The organism is Mesorhizobium sp. CNPSo 4688 (genome assembly GCF_057784295.1).
On sequence record NZ_JBWLUY010000010.1, the window covers coordinates 157731 to 169953 of the forward strand.

The following is a 12223-nucleotide window of genomic DNA, read 5'->3' on the forward strand; positions in this document are numbered from 1 at the left end:
TTGGAAATCGCCGATGTCGTGAAGCGCGCCTATGCGATGCCGCTGACCAACCCTTCCTTCCCGCCCGGCCCGTACCGCTTCTTCGATCGCGAATACGTCATCATCACCTACCGCACGACGCGCGAGGCGCTCGAGGCCGTGGTGCCGGCGCCGCTGGAGATCGACGAGCCGCTGGTCAAATACGAATTCATCCGCATGCCTGACTCAACCGGCTTCGGCGACTACACAGAGACCGGCCAGGTCATCCCCGTCCGCTACAAGGGCCAGCATGGCGGCTACGTCCATTCCATGTATCTCGACGACGACGCGCCGATCGCCGGCGGCCGTGAACTCTGGGGATTTCCCAAAAAGCTCGCCAACCCGAAGATCGTGCATGAGGGCGAAGTGGTGGTCGGCACGCTGCATTACGGCAGCGTTCTCTGCGCCACCGGCACGATGGGCTACAAGCATCGCGAGGCCGACCACGATCAGGTGCTCGCCTCGCTCGCCGCGCCAAACTTCCTGATCAAGATCATCCCGCATGTCGACGGAACCCCGCGCATCTGCGAGCTGGTGCGCTACTACCTCACCGACATCACGCTGAAGGAAGCCTGGACGGCGCCGGCCGCGCTCGATCTTCGCCCGCACGTCATGGCCGATGTGGCGAAATTGCCGGTGCTCGACATCGTCTCGGCCGTCCACTTCAAAGCAGATCTGACGCTTGGCCTCGGCGAAGTCGTGCATGACTACCTCGCCGACCAGTCTGCTGCCGGCGCGACCAGACTGGAGAAAGTCAGTGCTTGAGCGTAACCGCAGCAAGGCAGCTGCCGCCACGATCGCGGAAATCACCGCGCAATACGATCGCATCGCCCTGGTGTTCCAGGGCGGCGGCGCGCTCGGCGCCTATCAGGCCGGCGTCTATCAGGCACTTGCCGATGCCGGTTGCGAGCCGACCTGGCTGTCCGGCGTCTCGATCGGCGCCATCAATGCCGCCATCATCGCCGGCAACGAGCCGAGCCGCCGGCTGCAGCGGCTGGAACAGTTCTGGCAGACGGTCTCGGGCCGCAAGATCTGGGCCTACACGCCGGAAGGCGACATCTACCGCGACATCCGCAACCAGACCTCGTCCTTCATGACGATGGCGATGGGCCAGCCTGGCTTCTTCAAGCCGCGCTCGCCCAATCCCTGGCTCCAGCTGTCGGGCGCCGAAGGCGCTACCTCTTTCTACGACACCGCCGAGCTCAAGGACACGCTGGAAAGCCTGATCGACTTCGACGTGCTGAACGACGGCAAGAAGCGGCTGAGCGTCGGCGCCGTCAATGTCAGGACCGGCAATTTCGTCTATTTCGACACCGAGAAGGTGCGCATCGAGCCGGAGCACATCATGGCCAGCGGCGCGCTGCCGCCGGCCTTCCCGTCGATTCGCATCGAGGGCGAATATTACTGGGACGGCGGCATCGTCTCCAACACGCCGCTGCAATATCTGCTCGACCAGGAAGAGGACCGCTCCTCGCTGGTGTTCCAGGTCGACCTGTTCAGCGCCCGCGGCGTGCTGCCGCGCGGCATGGCAGACGTGCTGTCGCGCCACAAGGACATCATGTATTCCAGCCGCACACGCCAGAACACCGACAATTTCCAGCGCATCCATGCGCTGAAGATGAAGTTGCTCGATGCGCTGAAGCGCGTGCCGCCGGAGCAGCTTAAGGACGGCGAGAAGGAATTGATCGCCGATTATTCGGATGCCGGCGTGGTCAACATCGTCCACCTGATCTATCAGCACAAAGGCTACGAGGGCCACGCCAAGGACTACGAATTCTCCGGTACCTCGATGCGGGAGCATTGGGAGATGGGCCTGGAGGACACGGAACGCACGCTGCGCCACAAGAAGTGGCTGATGCTGCCGACCAATGCCGACGGCGTCACCATACACGATCTGCACCGCGAGGATCCGACCTAAGGCCTGGCAGAAGGACAACTCGACGAGGTCTTTCCGGTATAGGAAATCACCGCTGTCGAGTTCCTTCACACCCCCCTCTGTCCTGCCGGACATCTCCCCCTCAAGGGGGGAGATTGGCTGTCGCGAATGCTTTCGCCAATCGCCAGTGTTGCAGGGAAAGCGCCTTCGAACGAACTGCTGATCTCCCCCCTTGAGGGGGAGATGGCCGGCAGGCCAGAGGGGGGTGTTGTCCCGCCGGCACTCGTAACGAACAACAACAAAGGCAGCGCCGATCGCCGGCGCTGCCTTTTCGTTGAAAGCCTTATCGCCCCGCTCAGAACACCTGGCGGAAGATGATGAACAGCACGAAGGCGAGGGTAATCGAGCACGGCAGCGTCAGCACCCAGGCCAGCAGCAGGTTGCGCACCGTCGACCATTGCAGGCCAGAACCGTTGGCTGCCATGGTGCCGGCAACGCCCGACGACAGCACATGGGTGGTCGACACCGGCAGGCCGAAACGGTCGGCCATGCCGATGGTGATCATGGCAACCAGTTCGGCGGCGGCGCCCTGGCCATAGGTCAAGTGGCTCTTGCCGATCTTCTCGCCGACGGTGACGACGATGCGCTTCCAACCGACCATCGTGCCGAGGCCGAGCGCCAACGCCACCGCGATCTTCACCCATAGCGGGATGAACTTCGTCGCGTTGTCGACAGCCTTGTGATAGTCAGTCACCGCCTTCAGGTCGGCGTCTTGCATCGGCAGCAGTTTCTTCTTGTCGATCAGCTTCAGCGCCTCGCCGATCAGATAGATGTCGTTGCGCGCATTGCTGACGAGGTCAGTCGGCACATTGTTGACCGAAGCGTAAGGCTGCAACGAAGCCGTGGTGTCGTGGATGTATGTCTGCAGCGCCACCGTGGTCTGGTCGCCCCAGGTCTTGGTGCGCACCGCATCCTGCACCGCTGCCTTGGCGTCGGTGACGGTGACGCCCGGCTTGACGTAATTGCCGAGCGCCGTCTCGACGCCGGCCGAAGCCGCCTTGTAGGCCTCGAGATAGTTGATGTCGGGCGTGCGGTTGAGCGCATAGGCCGTCGGCACGACGCCGATCAGGATCAGCATGATCAGGCCCATGCCTTTCTGTCCGTCATTGGAGCCGTGCGCAAAGCTCACGCCGGTGCAGGTGAAGATCAGCAGGCCGCGGATCCACCATGGCGGGGGCGTGCTGCCCTTCGGCGCCTCGTAGAGAGCGGGATTACGCACCAGCAGCTTCATCACATAGAGCAGGACAAAGGCGGCGAAGAAGCCGACGATCGGCGACACCAGAAGCGTGATGCCAACATTGGTCGCCTGACCCCAGTCGACACCGCTGGTGGCGCTGCCGGCCGGCGCCATGAACTGATTGGCGAGGCCAACGCCGATGATCGAGCCGACCATCGTGTGCGAACTGGAAGCCGGCAGACCGAGGAACCAGGTGCCGAGGTTCCACAGGATCGCCGCGACGAGCAGCGCGAACACCATGGCGAAGCCCGAGGAAGAACCAACCTGAAGGATGAGCTCGACCGGCAGCAGCGACAAGATGCCGAACGCAACCGCGCCGCTCGAGGTCAAAACGCCAAGGAAGTTGAAGACACCCGACCACATGACAGCGAATTCAGCCGGCATGGAGCGGGTGTAGATGACGGTCGCCACCGCATTGGCGGTGTCGTGGAAGCCGTTGACGAACTCGAAACCCAGCGCAATCAGCAAGGCAATGCCAAGCAGGATCCACGGCACGGTCTTAGCCACCGCCAGATCCTGGCTGAGCGCGTAGCCGACATAAATGACACCGACGAGCACCAGCACGCCGAAGGCCGGCAGGAACCACTTCGCGCCGCCTGATCGATTGAGCGGATGGTCCGGTCTCGGAATACCCGCCTCGCTAGAAACAACGTCCACCATCGTCCCACTCCGTTTGCACTGCAGCAAAGAACCACGGGTGACGCTATGGCTGGACGATGAAGCTGATGTGACGGCTATGGTCTTTTTGATCGCGCAAGGAGGCGCAGCAGCGCCGGAATTTGACCCGCCCGCTTGCATCGCCCTGATGGAACTATCCCGCAATCTCGAGCAGCGCCGATACGAGCAAGCGGCGTTCGTCGGCAGAAAGCACATCGGAATCGAAGAGGTTCATGCTGCGCATCCCTTCGATGGCCAGAAAGCAGACCAGCAGCGTCTTGAGGTCCGGTGTCTCGCTCTTCAGCCGCTGCAGAAGCTGCGACTTGAAGGCTTTTATCGGCGTCAGGAAATCCGGATCCTCGGCGATCGCCGAGAAGATCCACGAGGCCGTCGGCTTCGGTTCCTCGCAATCAGCCGCCGAGAGCCGGATATAAGTGGCAAGCAGGCTCTCGCCGCTGGCGCCGGCGACACGGCCCGATTCCAGCGCCAGCTCGAAGGCGCGCAGGTAATTCTCCACCAGGCCCTGCATCAATTTGGCCTTGGTCGGAAAATTGTAAAGCAAGCCGCCTTTTGACACGCCGGCGCGGCTGGCGACGGCATCCAGCGACAGGCTGCCGGGGCCGGTCTCGCGTGCTACGTCGGCAGCGGCGGCGAGTATCTTGTCGCGCGAATTTGCCCTTCGGGTCTTCATCGGTCCCCTTCCCCCACACGAGCCTAGGCGGAATTGACAAGACCGTCCAGACGGTACAGTAAGTTCGCCGTCATTTGTAATCGGGACCTACCCGTGGATAGGTGTCCCGAAATTCGGCTATTTTGCCGGACACCGGCCCAGGGGACAGTTCGTGAAGCGCTTCATCTCTATCACAGCAATTCTGCTTCTGCTCGCTCTGGTGTGCGTCGGCGTCGTCGGCTTCAACCTGTTCCGTGACAGCGCCATCAAACAGTATTTTGCCACCATGAAGCCGCCGGCGACGACCGTGTCGACGGTTGTCGTCAAGCCTTCCGACTGGACGCCGGGCGTCGAGGCGATCGGCACGGTGCGCGCCGTGCGCGGCGTCGACCTGACCGTCGAGACCAGCGGCGTTGTCAAGGAGATCCTGTTTCACGCCAATCAGAAGGTTGCAGACGGTGCAGTCCTGTTGCAGCTCGACGACGCAGTCGAGCGCGCCGATCTCGAAGCAACGAAGGCGCAAGTGGCGGTCGTCCAGACGGCGCTGGAGCGCGCCATCGAACTGCAGAAGCGCGGCGTTAATCCGGAAGCTACGCTCGACACGGCACGTGCAACCGCAACAGCCACCGAAGCCCAAGTGGCCAAACTGCAGGCGGTGCTCGACCAGAAGCGGCTGACGGCGCCTTTCAGCGGCACGGTCGGTATCCCCAAGATCGATCTCGGCCAATATCTCTCGCCCGGCAACGCGGTGGTAACCTTGCAAGATCTGGACACCATGCGGGTCGATTTCACCGTGCCCGAACAGCAGCTGCCACTGCTCAAGATCGGCCAGACCGTGCGGCTCGGCCTCGGCGGCAGCGGCGGCGGCGCCGACATGCCATTTGCCGGCGCCATTCGCGGCATCGACCCCAAGATCGACGCTTCGAGCCGCCTGGTGTCCGTCCGGGGCGAAGTCGCCAACCCCGACGGCAAGCTGACGCCCGGCCAATTCGTCCAGGTTCGCGTCGAGCTGCCGCAGGAGAAAAATGTGCTGTCCTTGCCGCAGACGGCATTGACGTCGAGCCTCTATGGCGACTTCGTCTTCGTGGTCGTTCCGGCAAAGCCCGCCGAGGCGGGCGCGGCTCCGCCGACCAAGGCCGAGGATCAGAAGCCGGCCGCCGACAAGCCAGCCGACGACGCCACAAAGCCGCAGGCCGAGGCCGCCAAGCCCGCCGCCGACGCGGCAAAGTCCACGGACAAGGCCGCCGACAAGCCCGACGCTGCCGACGCCGGCAAACCCGCCGCTGAAGAGGAGAAGCCGGCGCTTGTCCTGTCGCAGGTGTTCGTGAAGCCTGGCCGCCGCAACGACGGCATGGTCGAGATCGTGGAAGGCATCAAGGCCGGCGACGAGGTCGTCACCGCCGGTCAGAACCGTCTCTTCAACGGCATGTCCGTTGCTGTCGACAACACCATTGACCCCAGCAAGTCGGCTAACCAGCAGGCTCAGCAATGAACGTTTCCGATATCTTCATTCGCCGGCCGGTGCTCTCCACCGTGCTGGCCTGCATGATCCTGCTCCTGGGTTTCCAGGGCATCTTCAACCTGTCGATCCGGCAATATCCCAAGGTCGACGAGACGGCGATCACCATCACGACGGCCTATCCCGGCGCCAGCGCCGACCTGATCCAGGGCTTCATCTCCGCCCCGATCGCGCGTGCCGTCGCATCGACCGAGAACATCGACTACGTCACCTCGTCGAGCCGGCCGTCTTCGAGCACCGTGGTGGTACAGATGAAGCTCGGCTCCAACCCGGATGTCGCGCTGACCGAGGTGCTGTCGAAGGTGCAGGGCGTGCGCGGCACGTTGCCTGACGCCTCGAAGGACCCTGTCATCGTCAAGGGTACCGGCCAAGAATTCGCGATGATGTACATCTCGATGCAGAATCCGAACATGACGAAGGAGCAGCTCACCGAATATATCGAGCGCGTGGTGCGGCCGCGCATATCGACGGTGGAAGGCGTCGCCGACGTGCAGATCTTCGGCGCCGAGGAATATTCGATGCGCGTCTGGATCGACCCGGTCAAGCTCGCCGCGCGCGGCGTCACCGCGGCCGAAGTGTTGACCGCGATCAACAACTCCAACTTCCTGTCGGCGCCTGGCAACACCGAGAACGAGTATGTCGTATCCTCGATCACCGTTCGCTCGACGTTGCAGACGCCGGAGGCCTTTGCCGAACTTCCGCTGCGTTCGACCGACGGCCAGGTGGTGCGGTTGCGCGACGTGGCACGCGTCGAGCTTGCCGCCGAGAGCACCGACACCAGGGTGAGCTTCAATGGCAAGCCAGGCACCTTCCTCGCCATCTTCCCGACGCCGGCCGCCAACCCGCTGACGACGGCGGAAGCGATCCACAAGATCGTGCCTTTGATTCAGGACACGCTGCCGAAAGGCATGACCATCGAGATCGTCTACGATTCCACCGAGCAGATCAGCGCCTCGATCGACGAGGTGTTCAAGACGATCGCCGAGGCCGTCGCCATCGTCATCGTGGTCATCCTGTTGTTCCTCGGCTCGTTCCGCTCGGTGATGATGCCGATCGTGACCATCCCGCTGTCGCTGGTCGGCGTCTGCTTCCTTTTGTTTGCGGTCGGATATTCGATCAACCTTCTGTCGCTGCTGGCCATGGTGCTGGCCATCGGCCTTGTCGTCGATGACGCCATCGTGGTGGTGGAGAATATCCATCGCCACATGGAGGAAGACCACATGTCGCCGATGCAGGCGGCCTTCAACGGCATGCGCGAGATTTTCTCCGCCATCGTGGCCATGACCATTACGTTGGCCGCCGTGTTCGCGCCGCTGGCCTTCACGGGCGGCCTGACCGGTGCGCTGTTCCGCGAGTTCGCGGTGACGCTGGCCGGATCGGTGGTGCTGTCCGGCGTCATCGCCGTCACCATCACGCCGATGATGGCGGCGCGCCTGCTGAAGGCCGGCGCCCCCGGCCGCTTCCAGCGCATCGTCGACGGCACCTTCAGCCGTGTCGAGCACGTCTACGAGCGGGCGGTCACCGCCTCGTTGAGAAATCGGCCGGTGACCCTGCTGATGGTCGTGGCGCTGGTTGCGCTCACCGGCTTCATGTTCACCAAGACTTCAAGCGAACTGGCGCCGGAAGAGGACCAGGGCTTCCTGCTGTCGATCGTGACGGCACCGCGCTATGCGACATCCGACTACACCGAGACCTATGTCAACCAGATCCTCGGCCTGGTGAAGGACATTCCTGAAACCAGGGCGCAATTCTCCGCCGTTGCCTTTGGCGGCGCGACCAACGGCGCCTTTGTCGGCTTCGCCTTCAAGGATTGGGCCGAGCGTCAGCGCAGTTCAAAGGAGCTTCAGGCCGACATCCAGGGACGTCTCGCCAAGGTCGCCGGCGTCGAGGCCTTCGTCTTCGCGCCGCCGACGCTGCCCGGCTCCGGCGGCGGCCTGCCGATCTCCATGGTGGTTCGCTCGACCGGCGGTTCGGCCGAGGTTTACGAGGCGGCCGAGCAGATCAAGAACAAGGCGCAGGCCTCCGGCCGCTTCATCGTCGTGCAAAACTCGATGTCCTTTGACGCGCCGCAGGTGACGGTGACCATCGACCGCGACCGTTCCGCGGCTCTCAACCTGCCGATTGCCGACATCGGCCAGACCCTGACGCTATTGGTCGGCGGCGCCGAAGTGGCGCAGTTCGACCGCGACTCCAACAGCTATGACATCATCCCGCAGGTACCGCAGGAATTCCGCGACAATCCCGACAAGCTCGGCGAATATTTCGTGCGCAGCGTGACCGGCGAGATGGTGCCGCTTTCGGCGGTTGTGAAGATTTCGACCAACGCCTCGCCGGCCGCGATCGAGCAGTTCAACCAACTGAACTCGGCGACGATATCAGCGCTGCCGCTTCCAGGCGTCACCACGGGCGACGGGCTGCAGACCCTGGAGAACCTTGCCAAGGAGAGCTTGCCCGAAAGCTTTTTCATCGATTATTCCGGCCAGTCCCGGCAGGAGAAGGAACAGGGCAACACGATCCTGATCGCGTTCGCGGCCGCCGTGATCGTCATCTACTTGGTGCTGGCGGCGCAGTTCGAAAGCTTCCGCGATCCGCTGATCATCATGATGGCGGTGCCGCTGTCGATCTTCGGCGCCATCGTGCCGCTCAATCTGGGGCTTGGAACGCTTAACATCTACACGCAGGTCGGCCTGATCACGCTGATCGGCCTGATCACCAAGCACGGCATTCTCCTGGTCGAGTTCGCCAACCAGCAACGCGAGAAGCACAAGATGTCGCGAAGGGAGGCCATCATCGCCTCGGCCAAGGTGCGCCTGCGGCCGATCCTGATGACGACGGCGGCAATGGCGCTCGGCGTCGTGCCGCTGATCGTGTCCAGCGGCGCGGGTGCGGCGGCGCGTTATTCGATGGGCCTGGTGATCTTCACCGGCATCCTGGTCGGAACCATGTTCACCCTGTTCGTGGTGCCGATGTTCTACACCTTCATCGCCAGCAAGGACCTTCCGCATCACGCCGAGAAGCCGGACCCGAAGCTGATGCCGGTGCCCGTGGACTAAAACTGCCCCGGTCGAACTGCGAAGCGAACAAACGAAAAGAGGCCGGAAACTTCCGGCCTCTTTTTTTGACTGGATTGATTTACCGCGAAGCCCTGATGGAGCCTCAGGCGGGAGCTTGCGGTGCGGCACGGCCGTCTGGCTGCGCTGCACGACCACTCCAACCGCAGTCTGCTACTTGACGATGACGATGCTGGTGTTGGTCGGGCCGAAGGTTTCAACCAGCTGATAGAAGTCGGCGGCATTGTCGGGATGCAGCCGCACGCAACCATGCGATGCCGGCTGTCCCAGCCGCTTGATGGCGTACGTCGCATGCACGGCGTAGCCGCCGCTGAAGAACACCGAATGCGGCATCGGCGCGTTATCGTATTTCTTCGAGTACCACATCTCATGCATGCGGGTCGGCTTGAACGAGCCGGTCGGCGTGACATGCGCCCTGTCGCCGGTCGAGACCTTCCAGGCGAAGGTGGGCCGGCCGTCGACCAGCACTTCCATGGTCTGCTGCGACAGCGAAACACGCGCCACGATCTGGTTTGCTGCAGCATGGGCGGCGCTGTTGGCGGCGCCAAGCAGAAGTGCGGCGCCGGCAGCGGCGACGGTGACGTTGATGAGTTTGGCGGAAATGGCTCTGTACATGATGGCTCCCCTTTTTGCCGGCCCGGCCGGCGTCAATTCGATGACCGCCTTATCCCTGCGTCATGTTTCAGACTGACTTCGCTTGATACTCGTTTGTGTTTCGAATCTGTTTCCTCTGGTTAACAAGCAAGGCGGGCAAGGGAGAAGCCGAGGAGGAGCGTCCCGTCCGTCCTGCGCACTCCGGCTGTGGCCAGTTCGCCAAACGAAGGCGCGGATATCCTTATATGAAAGAGGTTTGGCTTCGCTCGAAACCCACTTGCAACAAAGCGCGGTCGGGGCGGCATGATCTGGTTACAGGCCAACCGCACAGTCATCCCAACGAGAACAGCCGGCGCCAAACGAAAATGAGCATCAAATCGACCACCCTGTCCTGGCTTTTCAGGATCAGCATTGCCGCATTTGTTGTCGGCGGCATCGGCACAGTAGCCGGCACCCCGATGACGAAACTGGCGGCCATGAATTCGGGTGAAGTTTCGACGCTGCATGCCGCGCTGTTCATAGCGTTGGTCTGGATTGTCTCCAGTCTGCGCATCAACCGCCTCAAGGCCTTCTGGCGGGTCGGCCTTGGGTTGAAGTGGATGCGCGGCCCCTCCGGCAACTTGCTGCCGAGAGGACCGAAGGCCCGCGCCGCAGCGGGGGGCTCCGTGGGCGGCGCGGGCACTTCGGGTTTATCCTGAAGCACCCGCGGTTTTTGATTTTTGGGGATACCGATGAAGACGAAATCTGCTGCCACGGTGCTTTCGGCACTGCTCTACACACAGGGCCTGCTCGGCTTTGCCGGTCTCGCCACGGTTCTCCTGAAGGACCGCGCGCAGGCTTCCAGCGACATCGTGGTCGCCAGTGAATTGCCGTCGGGACCATCGCTTCTGGTGGTGCGCTGACGCCTATGCATGCCGCCCAAAATTGCGCAGCGGTTTTGGGCGAGCCGCGTAACAATCCAGCCTTACTGCTCTCAGTCGGCGCGCTGCGTCGGCGGGTCGAACCGGTAACCGGCGCCGCGTATGGTGATGATGGTTTCGGTGTCGAGCTTGCGGCGCAACCGCACGATGCGCGAATCGATCGAGCGGTCGAAGGCATCGGCATTTTCAGCCGGCGCCGCCGCAATGATGTCGTCGCGCGTCAGCACCTTGCGCGGGCTGGCCAGAAACAGCCTGAGCAACGCCACCTGACCCGGCGACAGCTGCTCTTCCGCACCCGAGCGGTGCATGACGATAGCCGACCGCAAATCGACGGTGGCATTTTCCAGCACGATCAGTTCCTGGGCAGACCTGCCGCGTCGCGTCAGCAGGCCGCCGATGCGCGCGGCAAGCTCCCGGACATTGAGCGGGCTTTCAACGACGTCGGCGGCGCCAAGCTCGAGCGCCAGCACCTTGTCGACCAGATCGGCTGGTCGGCAGATCAGGATGAAATCGGGCGCGGCCTTCCCGTCCACGCTCTTGCCGCCGCCATAACGCCTGAGCAGGTCCCGCCCCTCCGCCTGGCTGACGCTGTCACCGACGATGACGACGTCGATGCCTCCGGCCGAGAGCAGGGATTCGGCTTCCCAGGGCTGCCGCGCCTCGCGCACGTCATGGCCACGCCGGTCGAGATGGTCGGCGAGATCGCCGGCCACCACATCAGCGACGGAAACCAGCGCGATGACGGATCGTGCAGCCATATTTTCTTCCCCTGCCCCTGCAACCGGATATGAGTGCTGGACATCATGTTTATACCCAATCTACTTTCTGCTGAAAGCGGGAGCGAGGCCATAGTGCGGGCACGAATTGTCATCGTCGAGGACGAGCCCGATCTCAGGGACGCGGTCGCCGAGTATCTCGGCGCCAATGGTTACGATGTGACCCAAGTCGGAAGCGCTGCCGAGGCGCGCACCTTGCTGGAGACCGAAGCGTTCAACCTGGCCATCCTCGACATCGCCATGCCCGGCGAGGATGGCCTCTCGCTCGGCCGCTGGCTGCGCTCGAAAATGCCGATCGGCATCATCTATGCCACTGCTGCCGGCACCGCGCTCGACCGCATTGTCGGCCTGGAGCTTGGCGCCGACGACTACATCGTCAAGCCCTATGAATTGCGTGAGGTGCTGGCCCGTGTCCGCTCCGTGCTGCGCCGGGTGCCGCAACCGAGCCCGCCGCAGGCCGCGAAGGCGCAAGCCGGCGGGCGCCGGCTGAGCTTCGGTCAATTCCAGGCTGACCTCGACGGCAGGCTTGTCACCGGCGCCAATGGCGCCGTCATCGACATGGCCAAGAGCGAGTTCGACGTGCTGGAGGTTTTCCTGACCCGTGCCAACCGGCTGTTGACGCGGGCGGCGATCTCCGAGGCGATCGGCTTCGTCGAAGATCCGGAATCGTCGCGTGCGGTCGACATCCGCATCATGCGGCTGCGCAAGAAGATCGAAGCCGACCCGGCCAATCCAAAATTTTTACGCACGGTGCGCGGCGAAGGCTATATCTTCTCGCTGCCGACCGGCGACGGACACTAGCAATTCCAGGAAAAGTGCGTAGCG

At 63.0% G+C, this 12223-nt stretch carries 11 protein-coding genes; 7 read left to right on the plus strand and 4 right to left on the minus strand.

The window, feature by feature from the left end; translation table 11 throughout:
* Entirely contained in the window at positions 1–783 is a 783-nt protein-coding gene (locus AC04SH_RS20515) for an acetoacetate decarboxylase (RefSeq protein ID WP_477236142.1), read from the plus strand.
* On the plus strand, positions 776–1936 hold the full coding sequence (locus AC04SH_RS20520) for a patatin-like phospholipase family protein (protein ID WP_488576409.1): 1161 nt from the start codon (positions 776–778) through the stop codon (positions 1934–1936). Before AC04SH_RS20515 ends, AC04SH_RS20520 begins: the two co-directional genes overlap by 8 nt.
* Before the next feature lie 313 nt (positions 1937–2249).
* Here AC04SH_RS20520 and AC04SH_RS20525 read toward each other — a convergent pair whose 3' ends face one another.
* Together AC04SH_RS20525 and AC04SH_RS20530 are read right to left on the minus strand one after the other, a co-directional pair.
* The gene (locus AC04SH_RS20525; protein ID WP_488576410.1) at positions 2250–3851 is read right to left on the minus strand and encodes an inorganic phosphate transporter; all 1602 of its coding nucleotides are present in this window, start codon (positions 3849–3851) and stop codon (positions 2250–2252) included.
* 151 nt (positions 3852–4002) lie between these two features.
* Entirely contained in the window at positions 4003–4539 is a 537-nt protein-coding gene (locus tag AC04SH_RS20530; RefSeq protein WP_488576411.1) for a TetR/AcrR family transcriptional regulator, read from the minus strand.
* 151 nt (positions 4540–4690) lie between these two features.
* Here AC04SH_RS20530 and AC04SH_RS20535 point away from each other — a divergent pair, with 151 nt between their 5' ends.
* Together AC04SH_RS20535 and AC04SH_RS20540 are read left to right on the plus strand one after the other, a co-directional pair.
* A complete protein-coding gene (locus AC04SH_RS20535) occupies positions 4691–6010 on the plus strand; it encodes an efflux RND transporter periplasmic adaptor subunit (RefSeq protein WP_488576412.1) in 1320 nt (439 codons plus the stop codon).
* Complete coding sequence (locus AC04SH_RS20540; RefSeq protein WP_488576413.1) at positions 6007–9090, plus strand: efflux RND transporter permease subunit; 3084 nt, start codon at positions 6007–6009, stop codon at positions 9088–9090. Before AC04SH_RS20535 ends, AC04SH_RS20540 begins: the two co-directional genes overlap by 4 nt.
* Positions 9091–9261: 171 nt before the next feature.
* Here the strand turns inward: AC04SH_RS20540 and AC04SH_RS20545 are convergent, their stop codons facing one another.
* Positions 9262–9723 carry a L,D-transpeptidase gene (locus AC04SH_RS20545; RefSeq protein WP_477235889.1) on the minus strand — a complete coding sequence of 154 codons (462 nt, stop codon included), beginning with the start codon at positions 9721–9723 and terminating at the stop codon, positions 9262–9264.
* A gap of 344 nt (positions 9724–10067) precedes the next feature.
* Here AC04SH_RS20545 and AC04SH_RS20550 point away from each other — a divergent pair, with 344 nt between their 5' ends.
* Positions 10068–10400 carry a hypothetical protein gene (locus AC04SH_RS20550; protein ID WP_488576414.1) on the plus strand — a complete coding sequence of 111 codons (333 nt, stop codon included), beginning with the start codon at positions 10068–10070 and terminating at the stop codon, positions 10398–10400.
* Between the two features lie 33 nt (positions 10401–10433).
* Entirely contained in the window at positions 10434–10604 is a 171-nt protein-coding gene (locus AC04SH_RS20555; RefSeq protein ID WP_488576415.1) for a hypothetical protein, read from the plus strand.
* Positions 10605–10675: 71 nt separating this feature from the next.
* Here the strand turns inward: AC04SH_RS20555 and AC04SH_RS20560 are convergent, their stop codons facing one another.
* Entirely contained in the window at positions 10676–11380 is a 705-nt protein-coding gene (locus AC04SH_RS20560) for a winged helix-turn-helix domain-containing protein (RefSeq protein ID WP_488576416.1), read from the minus strand.
* Positions 11381–11425: 45 nt separating this feature from the next.
* Between AC04SH_RS20560 and AC04SH_RS20565 the strand changes: the two genes are divergently transcribed.
* Positions 11426–12199, plus strand: a complete 774-nt coding sequence (locus tag AC04SH_RS20565) for a response regulator transcription factor (RefSeq protein WP_477235884.1) — start codon at positions 11426–11428, stop codon at positions 12197–12199.
* Positions 12200–12223: the final 24 nt, after the last annotated feature.